The 17,471-nt window shown below is 62.8% G+C and carries 19 protein-coding genes; 5 read left to right on the forward strand and 14 right to left on the reverse strand.

Annotated elements, in window-relative coordinates:
• The first annotated feature begins 69 nt into the window (after positions 1-69).
• Together LF252_RS17730 and LF252_RS17735 are read left to right on the forward strand one after the other, a co-directional pair.
• Positions 70-669: a hypothetical protein gene (locus LF252_RS17730; protein ID WP_226270925.1), complete on the forward strand. Its 600-nt coding sequence runs from the start codon at positions 70-72 to the stop codon at positions 667-669.
• Between the two features lie 145 nt (positions 670-814).
• Entirely contained in the window at positions 815-1,396 is a 582-nt protein-coding gene (locus LF252_RS17735) for a glycosyl-4,4'-diaponeurosporenoate acyltransferase CrtO family protein (RefSeq protein WP_226270926.1), read from the forward strand.
• Between the two features lie 76 nt (positions 1,397-1,472).
• On the opposite strand, the gene LF252_RS17740 is transcribed toward LF252_RS17735, so the two are convergent.
• The 6 genes from LF252_RS17740 to LF252_RS17765 form a co-directional block, all read right to left on the reverse strand.
• Positions 1,473-2,822, reverse strand: a complete 1,350-nt coding sequence (locus tag LF252_RS17740; protein WP_226270927.1) for a sensor histidine kinase — start codon at positions 2,820-2,822, stop codon at positions 1,473-1,475.
• Entirely contained in the window at positions 2,819-3,508 is a 690-nt protein-coding gene (locus tag LF252_RS17745) for a response regulator (RefSeq protein WP_226270928.1), read from the reverse strand. The genes LF252_RS17740 and LF252_RS17745 overlap by 4 nt, the downstream gene beginning before the upstream one ends.
• Before the next feature lie 90 nt (positions 3,509-3,598).
• Positions 3,599-4,417: a hypothetical protein gene (locus tag LF252_RS17750; protein WP_226270929.1), complete on the reverse strand. Its 819-nt coding sequence runs from the start codon at positions 4,415-4,417 to the stop codon at positions 3,599-3,601.
• Between the two features lie 278 nt (positions 4,418-4,695).
• Positions 4,696-5,994 carry an MFS transporter gene (locus tag LF252_RS17755; RefSeq protein WP_226270930.1) on the reverse strand — a complete coding sequence of 433 codons (1,299 nt, stop codon included), beginning with the start codon at positions 5,992-5,994 and terminating at the stop codon, positions 4,696-4,698.
• A 45-nt stretch (positions 5,995-6,039) separates the two neighbouring features.
• The gene (locus LF252_RS17760) at positions 6,040-6,411 is read right to left on the reverse strand and encodes a DMT family protein (RefSeq protein WP_226270931.1); all 372 of its coding nucleotides are present in this window, start codon (positions 6,409-6,411) and stop codon (positions 6,040-6,042) included.
• Between the two features lie 300 nt (positions 6,412-6,711).
• The gene (locus LF252_RS17765; protein ID WP_226270932.1) at positions 6,712-6,999 is read right to left on the reverse strand and encodes a hypothetical protein; all 288 of its coding nucleotides are present in this window, start codon (positions 6,997-6,999) and stop codon (positions 6,712-6,714) included.
• A 173-nt stretch (positions 7,000-7,172) separates the two neighbouring features.
• Between LF252_RS17765 and LF252_RS17770 the strand changes: the two genes are divergently transcribed.
• Positions 7,173-7,496 (forward strand): hypothetical protein, encoded by a 324-nt coding sequence (locus tag LF252_RS17770; RefSeq protein ID WP_226270933.1) that lies wholly within the window; start codon positions 7,173-7,175, stop codon positions 7,494-7,496.
• 139 nt (positions 7,497-7,635) lie between these two features.
• Positions 7,636-8,010 (forward strand): hypothetical protein, encoded by a 375-nt coding sequence (locus LF252_RS17775; protein ID WP_226270934.1) that lies wholly within the window; start codon positions 7,636-7,638, stop codon positions 8,008-8,010.
• A gap of 112 nt (positions 8,011-8,122) precedes the next feature.
• Here LF252_RS17775 and LF252_RS17780 read toward each other — a convergent pair whose 3' ends face one another.
• The gene (locus LF252_RS17780) at positions 8,123-8,434 is read right to left on the reverse strand and encodes a hypothetical protein (protein WP_226270935.1); all 312 of its coding nucleotides are present in this window, start codon (positions 8,432-8,434) and stop codon (positions 8,123-8,125) included.
• Positions 8,435-8,611: 177 nt separating this feature from the next.
• Here LF252_RS17780 and LF252_RS17785 point away from each other — a divergent pair, with 177 nt between their 5' ends.
• Entirely contained in the window at positions 8,612-9,835 is a 1,224-nt protein-coding gene (locus tag LF252_RS17785; RefSeq protein WP_226270936.1) for a TPM domain-containing protein, read from the forward strand.
• A 92-nt stretch (positions 9,836-9,927) separates the two neighbouring features.
• Here LF252_RS17785 and LF252_RS17790 read toward each other — a convergent pair whose 3' ends face one another.
• The 7 genes from LF252_RS17790 to LF252_RS17820 form a co-directional block, all read right to left on the reverse strand.
• Positions 9,928-11,571, reverse strand: a complete 1,644-nt coding sequence (locus tag LF252_RS17790; protein ID WP_226270937.1) for an MFS transporter — start codon at positions 11,569-11,571, stop codon at positions 9,928-9,930.
• Positions 11,572-11,715: 144 nt separating this feature from the next.
• On the reverse strand, positions 11,716-12,024 hold the full coding sequence (locus LF252_RS17795; RefSeq protein ID WP_226270938.1) for a hypothetical protein: 309 nt from the start codon (positions 12,022-12,024) through the stop codon (positions 11,716-11,718).
• A 303-nt stretch (positions 12,025-12,327) separates the two neighbouring features.
• The gene (locus LF252_RS17800) at positions 12,328-12,741 is read right to left on the reverse strand and encodes a hypothetical protein (protein WP_226270939.1); all 414 of its coding nucleotides are present in this window, start codon (positions 12,739-12,741) and stop codon (positions 12,328-12,330) included.
• Between the two features lie 98 nt (positions 12,742-12,839).
• Positions 12,840-13,211, reverse strand: coding sequence for a hypothetical protein (locus LF252_RS17805; RefSeq protein WP_226270940.1), 372 nt, complete (start codon positions 13,209-13,211; stop codon positions 12,840-12,842).
• 74 nt (positions 13,212-13,285) lie between these two features.
• The gene (locus tag LF252_RS17810) at positions 13,286-14,716 is read right to left on the reverse strand and encodes a M56 family metallopeptidase (protein ID WP_226270941.1); all 1,431 of its coding nucleotides are present in this window, start codon (positions 14,714-14,716) and stop codon (positions 13,286-13,288) included.
• Complete coding sequence (locus LF252_RS17815) at positions 14,716-15,084, reverse strand: BlaI/MecI/CopY family transcriptional regulator (protein WP_226270942.1); 369 nt, start codon at positions 15,082-15,084, stop codon at positions 14,716-14,718. The genes LF252_RS17810 and LF252_RS17815 overlap by 1 nt, the downstream gene beginning before the upstream one ends.
• Before the next feature lie 156 nt (positions 15,085-15,240).
• Positions 15,241-17,370 carry a M13 family metallopeptidase gene (locus LF252_RS17820; RefSeq protein WP_226270943.1) on the reverse strand — a complete coding sequence of 710 codons (2,130 nt, stop codon included), beginning with the start codon at positions 17,368-17,370 and terminating at the stop codon, positions 15,241-15,243.
• Between the last annotated feature and the right edge of the window lie 101 nt (positions 17,371-17,471).

Raw genomic sequence — 17,471 nt, forward strand, 5'->3', positions numbered from 1 at the left:
CCGCCGCCGATAATTTAATCTGGCACAGTTTTCTATATAGCCTTTTTACACTCTCCTATCCCCTACTTTATGAACTACAACGCTACTCTCTCGCTACTACTGGGCCTGACGCTGGCTTTCACCGCAAGCTGCTCGAAAGACGACCAGGAACTGCCTGCCCCCGCGCCCGAGCCCTCTATCACGTACAGCCGCGCCATCGTGTACCAGGATAACGGCCAGCGCCGCGACACCACGTTTCAGGCGGCGCAGCTGGCGGCTTCGGCTACCCAGTCGGCCCAGAGCCTGTCGGTGGGCGTGGCTCCCGCCACTACCGCCGAGGGCATCCGCTTCACGCTGGACCGCACGAAGCTGCCCACTACCTTCACTGGTGCCTACACCCTGCAAACCCTGCGCGACCGGACCCTGGACGCGGAAACGCGCTTTTACTACGACCTGCCCGAGAGCCTGGGCGGCGGCACCGTCATCTATCCCAGCAGCATGCAGCACGTAACGGGCAGCTTCGTTATCAGCAGCTACGATGCGAAGCGGCAGCTGCTGAGCGGCACCTACACCGCCACCCTCACGGGAGCCAGTGACCCCACCGTGGCGTACAGCACGTTCCCCAAGCGCAAGTGCGACATTACTGTATCGGGCACCTTCGCCAACATTCCCGTGCGGGCCGTGCAGTAGTTTACCCTCATCGGGTTATATCCGTCAAACAAAAAGGCCTCTGCTACCTGCGGAGGCCTTTTTGTTTGCCACCGAGGGCTTTCGGCGGCTCCTTCAGCTTCGATAAAGCCGTAGTTACGTGCCCGATAGTGCGTATTTTGCTGCAATGACAACTACCCGAAACGCGGCTACTCCTTCGGCTGGTCGGCTGGCGTTTTATAATGCTGTGCCGTCGGTGCTCTGGTCGGGGCTGGGGTGGGGGCCGCTGGCGTTTTTCTGTTATCAGCACATGGCGCGGCCGTGGTTATATGGGTTGCTGGGTCTGAGTTTGCTGGCCTATGCCCTGCCTCGCACTTGGTTTCGGCGCTGGCAGCTGAGCGAGTCGCCGGCGGTGTATCGACGGGTAGGCGTGGCCTTCGTCAACCGCCTAACCCAGCACGGAGCCGCCGTTAATACCCTGATCCGGCGGCGCTACCCGGCATACCGCCGCGTGCAAAGCCGTCAGTCGGTAGCTGCCTTGGCAGGTAACAGCTATCACATGGAGCAGTTTCACGTGGCGGCGCTGCTGTTCTTCCTGTTTGCCAGTTTGTATGCCGCCGCGGGCCGTTACTGGGGCTGGGCCGGACTGTTGCTGGTGCTCAACATCGGCTACAACCTGTACCCCATCTGGCTGCAACAATACCTGCGGTTGCGTCTGACTGTGGCTAAGGGCAAGCCTGCTTTACCAAACCCCGCGCAACCGGACTAGGCGCGGAATTATTCGGGCGAACCAGCCTGTATGTTGTGGCTGTACTGAAGCCTGAAATGCTGCTTTTCAACTTTAGCTAACCCACAAGCGGGGGCAGGCGGAGGCGGGCGCGGAACCAGCCTTCAGATTCTTCAAGCAACAACGGGGCGCCGTGCAGCTCGGCCAGCTGGTTGCTGAGCCAGAGGCCCAGGCCCGCGCCGTTGCTGAGCACGTCGGCCTGGTAGTAGGCGGTGGTGAGGCGACTTAGGTCGCCGAGGGAGTGGCGGATGGGGTTGGCCACTTCCACGTAGATCCAGCCGGTGGCAGCTTCCCGGTCAACCGATACGCGCACCTCCCCACCGGGCAGGGCGTGGCGCAGGGCGTTTTCGAGGAGGTTGCCCAGCACGGTGGTGAGCTTATCGGCATCAGCCGATACGGTATAGGCCGGCACGTCGTCGGCTACGGCCAGGTGCAGGGGGCGGCCGGCGCTGCGGAACTGGGGCAGCAGCCGGTCGACGGTAGCCACGGCCAGCTCATCGAGGGGCACCGGGACGCGGTGCAACGGCAGGGCCCCGGCCCGCAGGCGGCTGCTGAGCAATAAATCATCGACGAGGCGGCTGAGGCGACGCACTTCGTCCTGTTGGGCGGCCAGCTGCTGCTGGGCGGTGGCGGGCAGCGCGGGGGTGTGCTGCACAGTGTGCAGGCCGGCGTGCAGAGTAGCCAGCGGGGTGCGCAGCTCGTGGGCGGCGGCGGCCAGAAAGTTCTCCTGCAACTGGGCACTTTCGTGAAGGCGGCGCAGCATCTGGTTGAGGGTGCGGGCCAGGTCCTGCACTTCGTCGCCGGTGGCGGGCTCGGGCAGTTGCTGCAGGCCCGGGGCCTCGTGGATGCGGCGGGCGTGGCGGGCCATGCGGCGCAACGGGCGCAGCGCCCGGTGGCCCAGCAGCGCCGCCAGCGCCGCGGCCAATGCCAGGCTACCCAGCAACGCCCAGGCCAGCCGCTGCCGCAGTTGCTGCACCGCCTCCGTGAGTGGCTCGCCGGAGTGGGCCAGCCAGAGCGTGAAGTAGCGGTCCTGGTCGTCGGGGGTGGATTGGAGGCGCACCACGCGCTGGTCCTGCCAGGTAGCGGGCTCGCCCAGCACCAACTGCGGCGGCGGCAGGGGCGCGGGAAACTCCGGGGAGCGGAACAGCTCCTGGTCGGGCTGGCCGGCGGCGTGGGCCACTAAGCGAAGCTGCTCGCCCAGGCCGGGCAGGGGCACGGTGGGCAGGGGCTCGAAGGATGTGCGGGCCAGGAGCTGCCGGGCCTGGCGCAGCAGCAGCTGGTCGTCGGTTTGGTGCAGGGTGTGGGCCAGCTGCCGGTACTGGTAGCCGCTGGCCAGCAGCGTAACGCCCCCAAACACCAGGGCAAACAGCAGCAGCAGCTGCCCCCGCAGGCCCGCCAGCAGCCTCATGCGCGCGCCCCGTCGGCCACGAGGCGGTAGCCGTGCCCCACCACGGTTTCCAGCAGCGGGGGCAGATGAGGAAACGCCCGGTCGAGCTTGCGGCGCAGCTGCGAGAGGTGCACTTCGATGACGTTGGAACCCATGTCGTAGTCTACATCCCACACCTTTTCGGCCATGCGGGTTTTGGTGACCACGCGGCCGGCGTTGCGCAGCAGCAGCTCCAGCAGGGCAAACTCCCGGTTGGTGAGGGTGAGCGGCTGCCCGCCCCGGGTTACGCGGCGCTGCACGGGGTCCAGCTCCAGGTCGGCGAGGCGCAGGGTGGTGGCCTCGGCCCCGGTGGCTTTGCGCTGCACAATGCGCAGGCGGGCCAGCAGCTCATCAAACTCAAACGGCTTGCGCAGGTAATCCACCGCCCCCGCATCGAGCCCCCGAATCACGTGGGCCGTGTCGCTGAGGGCGCTCAGGATGATGACCGGGGTGGTGAGGCCGAACTCGCGCAGGTTGCCCAGCACCTCAAACCCATTCTGGCCGGGCAGCATCAAATCCAGCAGAATCACGTCGTAGGGCGTGGTGGCGGCCAGTTCCAGGCCGACCGCGCCGTTGTCGGCTACGTCGGCCACGTGGCCGGCCTGGCGCAGGCCCTGCTGCACAAAGGCCGCCAGCCGGGCTTCGTCTTCAATCAGGAGGATTCGCATACGGAGGGTTGAGGGGAAGAAGGCCGCAAAGGCCCGGCTAACCTGCACAGTACGCACAGGTAGGCCGGGCCGGATGCCTGTTAGGAGCAGTTATTGAAGCAGGAACCGCACGCCATCCAGCGTGAGGGTTTCGGCCCGCAGGCTGCGTACGGGGCGCAGGGCTACTTCACCGGGGCGGGGCGTGTGCAGGTAGCCGGTGGCTTCTACGGTAGCCCCGGTGCGCAGCTTGGCGCTCAGCTGCTCGGCAGCGTGCGGGGGCACGCGCACAATAGTCTGGTCGTTCATGAGGAGGCCGTTCACGCGGCCCTGCCGGTCTTTGCGCAGGCTGCTCATGGTGCCTTTCACGGTGGAGGAAGCCTCGGTGGGCGGGGTGGTGGGCGGCGTGGGCGGGGTGGGCTTAATGGTTTGGCCCCCAGCCGTGAGGGACACCAGGTGGAGGGCGGCGCGGCCATTCGGGCCGGGGTGGCGGAAACCCGTTACAGTTACCCGGCTACCGGCTTTGGCGGCGGCCATGAGCTGCTGGGCCGCGTGGCGGGGCAGTCGCACGGTATCGGTGGCGGAGCCGGTGTTCAGCACGAAGCCATCCACAATTTGCTCATCATTAGTAGCCACGTACTGGGTAAGGGTGCCGCTGAAGTCGGACAGCTCCTGCACGGCTCGGGGAGCCGGCCGGCCGGGCTTGTGGCCGGGGCCAGCGGGGTGGCCGGGTCCGCCGGGAGGAGGCGGGGGCAGTTGGGGCGCGCCGGCGGGGGCACCCGACACGGACGGGGCAGGCACAGCGGCCGTGGTGGAGCCAGCGGCGCGAGCGGCTTTGCGGGCGGCGCGGGTTTGCTGAGCGTGGGCTTCGGGGGCGGCTGCGGCGGCTAGCAACAAAAGCAGGAGGGGAAGCTTAGGCAGGGAATGAGACATGGTAGCAGTTGGTTACGGCAACCGGTTTGTTCCGATTACTGACCCAAAGGTGCCAGCGCCACCTGAGGCCGGGCTGAAGCTGAAATTAATTTTTCTTCAGGTGAGGATTGGGTGGTAAGACCGGCCATTGCGCCCGGTCCGACGGCTGCGCCGTCCGACCGGTTGGCTTCGTGCTGACGCCTGCCCAGTCCGGCCGCAACGGGCACGAAGCCAACCGGTCGGACGCCTCCGGCGTCGGACCGGGGCACGCTGAAGACGACCATTACTTCCTTACCCCCCTACCCCGCCGCCGCATCAGCAGGCTTCTCCGCAGCTGGTTCCTCGGTAGCCAAGGCGGGGTTAGTTTCGGAGACGAAAAACCAGAAGAACACCAGCGCCACGGCCGCCACGGCGGCCAGGCTCAGGAAAGCGGCCTGGTAGCCAAACTGCTGCACCACGTAGCCGGCCACGGCCGTGCTCAAGGCCGCTCCGATGCCCAGGGCCGTAGTTACGGCGCCCTGCACGAAGTTGAAACGGCCGGAGCCCCGGGTCAGGTCGGCAATCATAATCACGCTGATTACCCCGAAAATGCCCCCGGCCAGCCCGTCCAGGATTTGCACGCCCACTAGGTAGTAGGCGTTGCCGCTGAGGGTGTAGAGCACACCCCGGATGGGCAGGGCGGCGAAGGCCAGCAGAAAAATGGGCTTACGGCCAGCCTCGGTGGGCCGCTTGCTTACCCAGGCCGCCACCGGAATCATCACCAACTGGGCTACAATAATACAGGCTGACATAAACAGGGCTGAGGCCTTGGGGTGGCTCAGGGCCAGCAGTTGGCCCACCAGCGGCAGCATGGCCGCATTGGCAAAGTGGAACAGCACCACCGCCCCCGCAAACCGCAGCAGGCGCGGGTTGGCCAGCACCTCCCGGAAGCCCGCCGCCGCGCCTGTGGCCTCAGCGGGAGCATCGGCATCTTCGGTCGGCTCGTCGGCGGGGCCGCAGCCCCGGGCCAGGTCGTGGTTGATGGCCCGGGGGGCAATGCGCAGGGCCGACCAGCTACCCAGCACGCACATCAGGGCCACCAGGTAAAAGATGCCCTCGTAGCGCCAGTAGTAACCGATTAGGCCGGCCAGGGCGGCGGCCAGCACGTTGCCGGCGTGGTTGAAGGCCTCGTTGCGGCCGGTTTGATGGGCGAAACGGCGGTGCCCCACCAGCCCCAGCGTAATGGCTGCCACCACCGGCGCGTACACTGTAGTAGCCGCCCCGGTAAGGGCCTGGGTGAGGTAGATTACCGGCCGAATGGTGAACGTAACGGCGGCCACGCAGCTCAGCGCCACCACCACCGAGGCCAGCACCAGCAACTCCCGCTTGCGCTTGGTAGTATCAACCAGCGTACCAGCGGGCGTCTGGAGCAGTACGGCTACCAGTCCCGGCAGGGCCATAGCAATACCGATGGGGCCCGGAGCCCAGTGCCGCACCGTAAGCAGGTAAATGGCCAGGTACGGGCCCACGCCGTCGCGCACGTCGGCCAGGAATAGATTCAGCGGGGCCAGGGCCCGTACGCTGCGCCGCTTGGCGGCGGCCGAGTCGGAAACCGGCATGAGCAGCAGAGAAAACGGCAGCCGAAGGCGCTTGCGCGGCTTGGCCTACCACTTCTTGAAGATGAAAAACACGGCCAGCACGATCAGCCCGAAGCCTACAAGGTGGTTCCAGGCCAGCTTGTCGGTTTTGAAGATGTACACGGTGATGAGCGTGAACACAATCAAGGACACGGCTTCCTGAATGGTTTTCAGCTCGAACATCGAGAACGGGCCACCGTCTTCCTTGTAGCCGATGCGGTTGGCGGGCACCTGGAAGATGTACTCGAAGAAGGCCAGCCCCCAGCTAATCATAATCACCCCGAACAGGGTGATGTTGCGGAAGGCGGGCATGGTTTTGAACTGCAAGTGCCCGTACCAGGCCAGCGTCATGAACACGTTGGAGAGGATGAGCAGACCAATAGTGGCAAATACTTTCATGAGGGGAGGAAAAGGTTGGAAAACGAAACGGCGAAGAACAAAGCCCCAGATTAAGCCCGGCTGAAGTTCGCCTGAAGATTTCTTCAGGTACACCACAGCTAGCCTAGTATTCCATGTACATACGGTATTCCGCAAGCTGAGCCGTACCAATTGCGCCCGTTCTGCTGAAAAATATTTTGGGTTTGCCAGAGCAGCAGCTCCACACTGCTACCCGCTTATTGGAAAACCAGCGGGGGGCTGTACAAAAAGAAAAAGGCTTCCGCTAGCTGCGGAAGCCTTTTTCTTGCCGACGAGCAACAACTAGTGCCGGCCATGTCCGTGCCCATGACCGTGGCCCCGACCGTGCCCGTAGCCGCGGGGGGCGTAGTACACGGGCTGGGCGGGCACCAGCATTACAGGGCGGGGCTGGTAGTAATACCGCTTGGGCGCTTTCCACTTGCGGGGATGATGGTGCTCCCGCACCACTACCACCGGCGGAGGCGGGGCCGGGCGGCCAACATTGATAATTACCTGCGCCTGGGCTGAGGGCGCGGCGAAGGCCAGGGCTACCGCCGTAAGCAATGCCGCCGGAATAAAGGAGTTAGACATACACATTGGGGTGAAGGAGTGGGGAGAAAACCGGTAGGCCGGACCAGACTTTGCTCAAAAAACACGCCAGCTTCATCTGCACCCGGTAGTTTACGGCCCAGCTCAACCTTATGGCCGTCCGGCCGCGTACAGAAGCTCAACCGTTTCATTTCACCGCTTTACCCCACACTACAATGCTACGCACCACACTCCTGGGCCTGTTGCTGACGGCCGCTGCCGCTACTACAGTTCTGGCTCAAACCACACCCACACCCACCCGCAAGCCCGCCCCGGCCCGCCCCCGTACCGCTGCCCCGGCCCCGCGGCCTCAGCCCGCCCCCACCAAACCAACCTCCGACGGCCAGGGCGAATACGTGGCCCCCGACATGACCGGCGCCCCCGACGACCGGGTAACCACCGACTACTCCAACCGCCCGCTGAAGAAGCCCGCCACCGGCACCTCCACCCTCTCGTCGCAGAAAAAAGCGGCAACTCCGGCCAAAACCACGCAGCAGTAAGCCGGACCGGGGAGGACGAGTTGACAGAAGCATAACACGCTGGTACCCTTGGCGCAATGCTGGCACCGCACCTTTGTGCCGGCCAAAGCGCCAAGCTGTCCGCAGCTTTTTCTTCGTCAACCAAACCTTCTCCCTCGTCATGAAAACAATGCTGCAAACTGCCGTTCTGTTTGGCTTGTTGCTGGGCGGCCACTTTGCTACGGCCCAGGAGCCCACCGCCCACCCCGTATGCCTCGACCAGGTGGCCGACTGCGTGTACCTGGTGCGCGTGAGCAACCCGGCGCAGGCCACCTGCCGCCTGCAAGTAGTGCGCACTGCCGATGGAGCCGTGCTGTTCGAGAAAACCGGGCAGACCATGACGTTCGGTGAGAAGCTGGACGTGAGCAGCCTGGCCGATGGCCGGTACGCGGTGGTAGTGAAGATGGGCCCCGAAACCCACCGCTTCAACCTGAACCTGCGTACTACCCAAACCCGCAGCGCCAGCCTTATCAGCCTGGCCAACCCAGTACGCTAAGCAGTAGTTTACACACACGAAAGCCCCCACGGAGCACATCCGCGGGGGCTTTCGTGTGTATGGCGAAGAGCGTTGTGTTGAGCGGTAAAAACGGCTTCTAAAAAAGCTGGCGCTAGGGACGGCGGCGAGCCGGCGTGGTGGTCCGGCGCGGCTGCGGAGCCGGCGTTACCTGCACCGAATCGACTGTTACCTGACCGGTGGGTAGCTTGGGTTGGGCCAGCACCCCGTTCGGCTGCACGTCGGTGGGAATGGGCAGCGGCTCGGCTTTGCCCTGGCCCACGCCCGAAGGCAGCGTAACACCCGGCACAGGGCTGATGCGCTCCGTGGGCTTGTGGCGGGTAGGGGTTACGGGTTGGCGGTTCTGGGCTTGGGCAGCCGTGCAGAAAACGCCACTAAGCAACAGTATGGCAAGAAAGCGGCGCATATAGTCAGGAGCAAGAAATGAGCAGGACGGTGGAGTTGGCGGGGGCGGCCCCGGTCACTCCCGATTTACGGCCGGCCCTGGGGGAATGTTCGCGCCTGCCCGGCCGGAAACGCCTGGGCACCTCGGTGCGTACTCAGCTAGGATTCAATTCTTCACCTGTACTTGTCCTCTCCTGCCATGACTCGTCTTTTCGTATTGCTGCTGCTTTTGGTTGGCAGCACCTTTTTCGCGGCGCAGGCCCAGTCGGCCGCTGATTTGCCGCCGCGTCCCACCCCGTTTCGCTTTATAAACGACCAGGCCCAGTTGCTCAGTGCTGCTGATGCAAAAACGCTGGAAAGTGGTTTGCGCCGTTACGCTGACCAGAACGGCACGCAGATAGTGGTGGTGACGGTGCCTTCCTTGGGCGGACAGTCGGCGGCGGAGTACGCCCGGGCAGTGGGCACCAACTGGGGCATCGGCCAGCGCGACAAGAACAACGGCGTTGTAGTGCTGCTGAGCAAGCAGGAGCGCGCCCTCAGCATTCAGGCCGGCTCGGGGCTGCGCAGCCGCCTCACCCCGGAGGTTACCAACCAGGTTATCAATCAAATGACCTCTCGCTTCAAGCAGGGCAACTACTTTGCGGGCCTGCGCCAGGGCCTGAACTCCCTGATGTACGCCGCCGACCCAAGCTCTGCCCCCACCCCGGCCACCGAAACGCCGGCCGCTACACCCGGCACCGATGCCTCGGCCGCTGACTACGCCACGGCTTCCGGCCCCGATGAGATGAGCACCACCGCCCCCGAGCCCGTAGCTACTGCCCCCGCAGCCCCGGTTGAGCCGGAGTCGTCGGGCTTCGGCATGGGTACCATTCTGCTGGCCGTGGTAGTTGTTGGCGGAGGGTTGTGGCTGGTATCAAAGCTGTTCCGTCGGCGCAGCAACTCGGCTCCGGGTAACGCACCCGATTTTCTGCCCAACCAACCCAACAACCCCTCGGGCAATTATGGCCGGGCGGGTTACGGCGGACAGTCTGGCCCCGATTTTCTACCAAACCGGGGCAGCAGTGGCGGCAGCGGGATGGGGAATGTGTTGCTTACCGGCGCGGCTGCCGCGGCCGGGGCTTACCTGGGCAACCGCATGGCCGACCGCAACGACGACGGCACAGCCCATCTTTCATCAGACGCCCCGCCTCGTCCCCTCGATTCGCCTGCTGCCGATAACAATGCCGCCAACAGTGGCGGGTTTCCGTTCCTGGATGGGGGCGCATCGGAAACCAGCAGCGCCCCGGATTATTTCAGCTCGGATAACTCGGGCAGTGAACCGGACTATTTTTCGTCAGACAACTCCTCCTACGACGACTCCTCATCCGGCGACACCGGTGGAGGCGGCTTCGACGATACCAGTGACAACAGTGGCTCCTGGTAGGTCTGCCGCAACTTTGTAGTTAACCGGCGGGTGGCGGAGTTGGCATCGGAAGATACTAACCCCGCCACCCGCCGGTTTTTGTATTCCATGCGTTACCGCTGGCTCTCGATGCTCTCTACGGGGGCAGGCAGCTCAATATTGATAGTGTGGGGGAAAGCCAGAAATCGACGTACCTGCGGCGGCTCGGGCCCAATGTGAAACTGCCGGACCTGCTGTTCCGTGGTTTGGTCCTCTTGAGTGAAACGTAGCTGCTGCCGCTCATACTCGCCCCAGGTGGCCACGTAGTAGAACTCAGTGATATAGCCAGGGCGACTTACATCCGTGTACACGCCGGCCCGCAGGGCTCCGTTGCGCAGCCGCAGCCGCGTAAGCGGCCCTACCGCCTCCCGAAAAGCGGGTTGCTGACTGGGCGGCACCTGATATTCTACCATCAGAATCACCGGGCCATCATCCGCCTCCACGCCCTCCGGCGCGGCCGGCCCGGGCTCCGTAGTAGCAGGGTCGAGGTTGAGGCCTTCGGCGGAGCGCATCGGGAACGGCAACGCCAGCAGCAGACTCAGCAGCATCCAGCCGGCCGCCGCCAGCAGGGCTACCAGCAGCGAGGCCCGGTCAGCCAACTCGCCCCAGGCCACACTGCCTAGCGCCAGCCCCGCCTGAAACACCAGCATATACACGCTCACCACCCGCGCCTGCACCCAGCGCGGCACGTGCAGCTGCACGGTAGTGCTGAAGCTCGTCATCACCATCAGCCACGCTACTCCCGACAGAAACATCACCGGAAACAGCCAAACCTCGGTGGGCATCAGCGCCAGCCCCAGGTTGGTACCGATAAACATGGCCGAGCCCAGCAACACCCGCTGGTTATAGCTAAGCCGCTCGCCGGCCCGGCCCATCAGGAAAGCGCCCGTAATGGCACCCGCACCCAGCCACGAGAGCAGTACACCGTAGGAGCCCGAGCTCAGGTGCAGCCGCCGCGCCGCCACCACCGACAGCAGCGCCCACATGGCACTGGCCCCGAAGGCAAACGCAAACGTGCGCACCAGCACCGCATAAATGGCCGGCGAATATTGCACGTACCGCAGCCCCGTGCGCAGGGCTCCGGCAAAGTTTTCGGCTGGGCCGCTACTGGCTTGCACTGGCCGCCGCCAGGCCCGCACTACCCACCACGTTCCCAGGAAAGACACACCATTGAGCAGGAACACGTAACCAGCCGAGTAGTGCGCAATGATAAGCCCGCCCAGCGCCGGCCCAATGGCCCGGGCAATGTTGTTGCTCACCCCGTTCAGGGTAATGGCAAAGGGCAGCGCCGGCCGGGGCACTAGCTCCACCGTTACCGTTTGCCAGATGGGCATATTCACAGCCGCCCCAATGCCTAGCAGGAACGTAAGCCCCAGCACGCTCAACGCCGATACCTCACCGACCAGGGTAAGCCCGCCCAATACCAGGGCCACCACCGCCATAAAGCCTTGGGTAGCCAGCAGCAGCTGGCGCCGGTCTATCAGGTCGCCGAGGGCGCCGGCGGGCAGGCCCAGCAAAAAGGCGGGCAGGCTGGTAGCCGTTTGCATCAAAGCCACCAGCAGGGCTGAGGTGGTAAGCGTGGTGACCAGCCATACCCCGGCCACGTTTTGCATCCAGGTGCCAATATTTGACACGACCGAGGCAATCCAGATAGCCCGGAATATCGGGTACAGAAAAGGCGTGCGCAGGGAGGCGGGGGCAGAATCGGGAGGAGCCATGCGGGGAGAGAATGTGCCTACATAACTCCCAAAGCCAGTACCGGGTTATAGTCCGGCTAGCTAAGTGCTGCGCAACGAAAAGCAGCCGCCTCCCTAACAGGAAGCGGCTGCTTTTAACTTCTTCAGCCGGGCAAATGCGCGGGCTTATTTCTTCAGCGTCCGTACGGGAGCACCTACTTTCACGCTCGGTACTCGGTTGCGCTTTTTCTTCTGCGCTTTCACGCGCAGGCGCCACCGCTTAAATACGCCCAGCTTTTTCATTTTATGGCGGCTGTTGCCCCGGTACGGCTTGTAGTTGGGGCGGCCCCGCTTGTATGATTTGCGAAATAGGGAGGTACCGCTCACCATTTCAGTGCTGGCTGGGCTGGCCGTGGCTGCCGACCGCGCCAGAACCACCTCTGGCTCCAGCAGCATTACAAAGGCCAAAAGCAACAAGAGTAGTGTTTTGAACATAAGGTAGAGTGTAGAAGTGGTGAATGGAAAGCAATAAGCAAAAACCCAACAGCCGAAACTCCAGGCATCTTACTCAAAGTGAAGGTATAGCAAATACGTATACTAAAAAAATTCATATTTTCATGAATATTTTGCACATCTAATATTAGAAATAATTAATTATATTTTTCTAATAAAAACATATGTAGGTACGTGCAATGCTTAACCAGCTTATTCACAAAGAGGCGTGTGAGTACACCAATAAAAAACCCTCTGACTTTGATGGCAGAGGGTTTTTCAATTAAGGACGTTTCGCCGGTCAACTCACATTCTGGAGCATAGCCACCGAACGGCTTCTCCTTCATCCGTAAACTGGTTGAGGGAGCAGTAGTCGCCGTGGGTGTAGGGCAGCGTGGGCAGGCTGTCGTCGCGCACGTCATCGGCCTGGTATGGCGCAATCAGAAACGCTAAGTACACGTGCCCACCCAAGTGCTGACGAAGCGTGGGGTAAAAATCGGTGGTGAGCCAGTGCACGTCCCGCGCATCTACCTGCACCCGGCGGCGGGCGTCAATCAGCCAGCGGCGGCACGTGTCGCAGGTGGTAGCGTAGCGCAACAGTTCCTGGTAACCAGCGCGCAACTCGTTGGATTGCGTGGGCCGCGTCCAGCGAGCCGTTACAATGCCCAAATCTGACCGATGGGTAAGCTGCAGAAAATCAGCAAGCGAAGTGGATGTCATGCAAACGACGCTACGTGGCACATAGGGAAAGGAGTATCCCGATACGGGCCGGCGGGCGGTTGCGTTGGTACCGTTGAGCTTGCCGGCGGCTATTCCGGCTATGGCTTGGCCGGTGGCGTTGGAGTTTCTACCGGACGGATATCGTAGCGGCGGTTGAACTCGGCCACGGATGCAGAGCCCACATTGCGCTTAGTTACCACTATCATCACCCCATCGGCGGCCTCGGCCCCAAAGATGCGGGTAGCATCGGGGCCTTTCACTATGTTCACGCTGGCAATGGTGCGGCGGTTGAGGGCGTTGATGGCCTGCTGAGTGGAAGGTTGGCCATCCAGAAAATACAAGCTGGGGCCGGTAGCCTGAGCAGGCGCAGCAGGAGCAGTTTGGGCATTGGCGGCAGGGGCAGCCAGCCCGAGCATCAGCAGCAGGCTGGTGCCGAAGGCGGTGGAGCGGAAGGAGTTCAGAAAGCGCATAGACCTGATGGCCCCGCAAAAGTGATGCCGCAAGCAGCCCAGCTGCTTGCGGCACCAACTAATTACCGGCTATTCTATTGACGATTTTTGGTCAACACCATTATCATTCCTTTGCGCCCGGCTTCCCCGTATTTCCGAATGGGACCATCCGACACGGACAAGGCTGAAACCACTCCGGCGGGCAAGGCACGCAGTTGCTCAGCGGTGGCTGGCTGGCTGTTAATCATAATCATCCGGCCGGCTATTTCCTCATCAGTTAGCCCCTTGCCGTCCACCATCTTCTGATACATTTCTCCCGTGTCGTTCTCACGTTGTTGCTTTACTGCTGGGTCTGCCAACTGAATATTGTACTTGGTCAGTAGCTCCTGCGCGGCAGGGGTGCTTAAACCGGCTTTGGTGAAGCCGAATAGAATACCATCGTCCAGCTTGCTACCATAATCACGCCGCACTGCTTCCAGGTATACACCGGTTGCGGCTTTGTTTCCTTTGAAAACATGGAGGCCGGCAATATCCTTGGAAGGCACCCCAAACACTTCCTCCTTGGTTGAGGGCTTGCCATCCAGCACAAACGTGAGTTTATCCAGATTGGGATGCGCTTTCTGATCAGCAGCGCCAATAGGCCGGGGCATTTCAGCCACATTAGGCGTGGCGCAGCTTACGGCCAAGCCGGCCAGTAAGGTGAAACCGGCGGCGTAGCGCAGCAGCTGCCGGCGGGTAGAGGGCAGAGAATTCATCATACGAATACGGTTTTTGAGAGTGATAAAGGAGAAGGGCGTAACCAGCGCCGGCCCGGCGGCCAGCGTACTCAGCCGCACCAGGCTGTATTGATACTGTTTGCGGGCCAATTGGCTTTCGTGCAGCACGGTGGCATCGGCAATGAACTCGAGGTTTTCCTGCACGGCCCGCAGCCACAGCCACGCGGCGGGGCTGGCCCAGGCCAGCGCCCGGTGCAGGTGGCCCAGCAGCACATCCAGGGTATGCGCCTGCCGCACGTGCACTTGCTCGTGCAGCAGAATAACCGGCAGCTCGGCCGGGGCATGGTGCGCCGGATTGAGGTAGATGCTGCGCCCGAACGAGAACGGGCTTACCTCCCCCGCCACCGCCCGAAACGGTACGCCATCGGCCTCCGCCGGCCGAGATTCCCGGTGCAGCCGCCACAAAGAGGCTCCCTGCACGAGCAGGAATACCAGCAACACCCCCACACCCAGGCTATAGGCCACTAGCAGGCCGGTTTCGTAGCTGGGCCCATGGGCCGTTACCGGCAACGCGGCCGGGGCATCGGCCGGCCAGGTGGGCATTACTATTGCCAGCGGTACGGCAGGCGCGGCCGCCGGGCGCAGGTGGCTTAAGTCAAGCGCCGGGTACAGGCCAGCCAGTAGCAGGGAGCCTAACAGGTAGGCCCGGTTGAGCTGGTGAAACGTAAGCCGGCGCAGAAAGCCATAGTACACGCCCAGCAGCAACAGCAAGGCTACCTGGGTTTTCAGCAGGTAAAGCAGCGCGGGCATCAGGGCCGGGATTTGCGGTTTTCAATCATGTCGATAATGTCCTGCAGCTCCTCAGGCGTGATTTTCTGCTCCTGGGCGAAAAACGACACCAGCTCTTTATAGGAGTTGCGGAAGTAGTTGCCCACGAAGGAGCCCAGGAAGCGCCGCCGGTACTCTTCGGCCGTCACGCTGGGTACAAACCGGAACGTGTTGCCCAGCTTGCGACTGCTCAGGTAGCCTTTGCGCTCCAGGTTGCGCACCGTGGAAGCCAGCGTGGTGTAGGGGGGTCGGGGTTCGGGCAATAGCTCCAGCACTTCTTTGATGAAGCCGCCGCCCAACTGCCAGAAGCCACGCATCGCCTCTTCTTCGGGTTGAGTTAATCGTTCCATTTGGTTGCGTTACTTAATACGAATATTTCGTAATTCTACGAATAAACCATACATGCTGATTATCAAAGACAAAATATCTTGTCTGTTAAGCGAATAAGGCCGGCTCGTGCAATGCACAAACCGGCCTTATATCAACTTAGGCAAGTTATTTTCCCACTACCAGATGCGGGCCCGCTCGTTCTGGGCACGCACCATCTTGCCCTGGTCTTTGCAGCCAAAGGCTTCGTAGAACTCGGGCATGTTCATCAAGGGGCCGTTGGTACGGTACTGGGCCGGCGAGTGGGGGTCGGTGAGGACCTGCTGGCGGATGTACTCGGGGCGGGCGTTGGTGCGCCACACCTGAGCCCAGGCCAAGAAGAAGCGCTGTTCGGGTGTGAAGCCGTCGTAGCGGGGACGGGGCTGGCTGCCGTAGGTTTTCTGCAGCTGCTTTTCCAGAGCCGAGTAGGCCAGGGCCAGCCCGCCGAAGTCGGCCAGGTTTTCGCCCATCGTGAGCTTGCCGTTCACAAATACTGAATCCAGGGGCTGGAAGGCCGAGTACTGAGCGCCCACCATGTCGGCGCGCTTCGTGAATTCGGCGGCGTCTTCCTTGGTCCACCAGTCGCGCAGGTTGCCCTGGGCGTCCGACTGCCGGCCCCGGTCGTCGAAGCCGTGGGTGATTTCGTGGCCGATTACCGCGCCCATGCCGCCGTAGTTCACCGCGTCGTCGGCCTTGGGGTCGAAGAATGGGGGCTGCATGATGCCGGCCGGGAACACGATTTCGTTGAGCGAAGAGTTGTAGTAGGCATTCACCGTGGGCGGGGTCATGCCCCACACCTGCCGGTCGATGGGCTTGCCGTAGCGGCTCAGGTTGTCCTTGGATTCCCACTCGCGGGCGGCCAGTACGTTTTTCAGGTACGATTCGCGGCTCATCGAGAGGGCCGAGTAGTCCTTCCACTTATCGGGGTAGCCGATTTTGACGGTGAAGGCGTTGAGTTTCTTGAGCGCCTCCTCCTTGGTGGCCGGGCTCATCCACTCCAGCGCCCGGATATGCTCGCCCATGGCTTCCTTGATGTTGGCCACCATCTGCTGGGCCTTCACCTTGGTTTCGGGCGAAAAGGCCTTGTCCACGTACAGCTGGCCGAAGGCTTCACCCAGCGCACCGTCGGTGGCGCGGAGCATGCGCTTCCAGCGGGGCTGCTGCTGCTTGGCCCCGCTCAGCACCTGCTGAAACCGGAACGACTCATCGCCGAACGACTGCGGCAGCGCCGACATCACCGACGAGGTGAGGTGCCAGCGCAGGTAGGTTTTCCAGTCGCCAAGCGGCTCCTGCTTCAGGGCCGTGCTGGCCTCCTGCAGAAACTCCGGCTGGCCCACAATCACCTCTTTGGCCGAGCTGAGGCCCAAAGCGGGCAGCATGGTGGGCAAACCCAGGTTGGGGTATTTCTGGGTGGCCTCGGCCACCGTCATCTTGTTGTAGTTGGCGTAGGGGTCGCGCAGGGCTACGCGGTCCTTGCTGGCCTGGGCGAGCCGGGTTTCGAGGCGCAGTACCGTGGCGGCGCTTTTGGCAGCGGTGGCCGGATTTTCGCCCAGCAGCTTAAAGGTGTTGGTGAGGTAGGTGGTGTAGGCCGTGCGGATGGCTTTCGAGCGGGCGTCATCCTTCAGGTAATAGTCCCGGTCGGGCAGGCTTAGGCCACCCTGGCTGAGGTAGAGGGCGTATTCGTCGCTCTTTTTGCGGTCCTGGTTCACGCCCAGCCCAAACACCGAGCGGGTTTGCAGGCGCTGGGCGCGCACCAGCTCAGTTTGCAGCCCTTTGAGGTCCTTCACGGCGTTGATGCGGTTCAGCTCCGGCTGCAGGTACTTCAGGCCGGCCCGGTCAATGGCCACCGAGTCCATGGCCGTGGCGTAGTAGTCGCCCACCTTCTGCAGGTTGGAGCCCTTGGCGGCGGTTTTGTTGGCGGCCGAGGCTTCCAGAATCTGGCGCATCACGGCCTCGTTCTGGTTTATAAGCCCATTCCAGGAGCTCCAGCGCGACTCAGCGGCCGGAATCGGGTTGTTCTTCAGCCAGGTGCCCGAAGCGTACTGGAAAAAGTCGTCGCAGGGCGACACCGACTTGTCGATATTGGCCGAGTCGAGGCCGACGCCGGGCAGCACGGGGCCAAGCTGGGCCGTAGCCGAAGCATCAGCCGGGGCCGGCGCGGCGGCGGGTGGCGTGGTGGCGGTGGTGGCGGGCGTGCTGGCCGCGCAGCCGGCCAGGGCCAGGCCGGCCGCCGTGCCCAGCGTGAGCAGGAAGGTGCGTTGTGAAGTCATTGGTGGAAAGTTGGAGGTTGTGGAAGAAATCTATTACATGCGGCCCGGTCCGACGCCGGAGGCGTCCGACTGGTTGTCGTTGCTGACGGCTCTGCCATTAG

Source organism: Hymenobacter pini (assembly GCF_020421205.1).
GTDB lineage: Bacteria > Bacteroidota > Bacteroidia > Cytophagales > Hymenobacteraceae > Hymenobacter > Hymenobacter pini.

What these genes read in the sequence shown, in the direction of transcription:
- LF252_RS17730 (WP_226270925.1), top strand. Translation starts at nt 70, where the DNA reads ATGAACTACAACGCTACTCTCTCGCTACTACTGGGCCTGACGCTGGCT.
- LF252_RS17735 (WP_226270926.1), top strand. Translation starts at nt 815, where the DNA reads ATGACAACTACCCGAAACGCGGCTACTCCTTCGGCTGGTCGGCTGGCG.
- LF252_RS17740 (WP_226270927.1), bottom strand. Translation starts at nt 2,822, where the DNA reads ATGAGGCTGCTGGCGGGCCTGCGGGGGCAGCTGCTGCTGCTGTTTGCC.
- LF252_RS17745 (WP_226270928.1), bottom strand. Translation starts at nt 3,508, where the DNA reads ATGCGAATCCTCCTGATTGAAGACGAAGCCCGGCTGGCGGCCTTTGTG.
- LF252_RS17750 (WP_226270929.1), bottom strand. Translation starts at nt 4,417, where the DNA reads ATGTCTCATTCCCTGCCTAAGCTTCCCCTCCTGCTTTTGTTGCTAGCC.
- LF252_RS17755 (WP_226270930.1), bottom strand. Translation starts at nt 5,994, where the DNA reads ATGCCGGTTTCCGACTCGGCCGCCGCCAAGCGGCGCAGCGTACGGGCC.
- LF252_RS17760 (WP_226270931.1), bottom strand. Translation starts at nt 6,411, where the DNA reads ATGAAAGTATTTGCCACTATTGGTCTGCTCATCCTCTCCAACGTGTTC.
- LF252_RS17765 (WP_226270932.1), bottom strand. Translation starts at nt 6,999, where the DNA reads ATGTCTAACTCCTTTATTCCGGCGGCATTGCTTACGGCGGTAGCCCTG.
- LF252_RS17770 (WP_226270933.1), top strand. Translation starts at nt 7,173, where the DNA reads ATGCTACGCACCACACTCCTGGGCCTGTTGCTGACGGCCGCTGCCGCT.
- LF252_RS17775 (WP_226270934.1), top strand. Translation starts at nt 7,636, where the DNA reads ATGAAAACAATGCTGCAAACTGCCGTTCTGTTTGGCTTGTTGCTGGGC.
- LF252_RS17780 (WP_226270935.1), bottom strand. Translation starts at nt 8,434, where the DNA reads ATGCGCCGCTTTCTTGCCATACTGTTGCTTAGTGGCGTTTTCTGCACG.
- LF252_RS17785 (WP_226270936.1), top strand. Translation starts at nt 8,612, where the DNA reads ATGACTCGTCTTTTCGTATTGCTGCTGCTTTTGGTTGGCAGCACCTTT.
- LF252_RS17790 (WP_226270937.1), bottom strand. Translation starts at nt 11,571, where the DNA reads ATGGCTCCTCCCGATTCTGCCCCCGCCTCCCTGCGCACGCCTTTTCTG.
- LF252_RS17795 (WP_226270938.1), bottom strand. Translation starts at nt 12,024, where the DNA reads ATGTTCAAAACACTACTCTTGTTGCTTTTGGCCTTTGTAATGCTGCTG.
- LF252_RS17800 (WP_226270939.1), bottom strand. Translation starts at nt 12,741, where the DNA reads ATGACATCCACTTCGCTTGCTGATTTTCTGCAGCTTACCCATCGGTCA.
- LF252_RS17805 (WP_226270940.1), bottom strand. Translation starts at nt 13,211, where the DNA reads ATGCGCTTTCTGAACTCCTTCCGCTCCACCGCCTTCGGCACCAGCCTG.
- LF252_RS17810 (WP_226270941.1), bottom strand. Translation starts at nt 14,716, where the DNA reads ATGCCCGCGCTGCTTTACCTGCTGAAAACCCAGGTAGCCTTGCTGTTG.
- LF252_RS17815 (WP_226270942.1), bottom strand. Translation starts at nt 15,084, where the DNA reads ATGGAACGATTAACTCAACCCGAAGAAGAGGCGATGCGTGGCTTCTGG.
- LF252_RS17820 (WP_226270943.1), bottom strand. Translation starts at nt 17,370, where the DNA reads ATGACTTCACAACGCACCTTCCTGCTCACGCTGGGCACGGCGGCCGGC.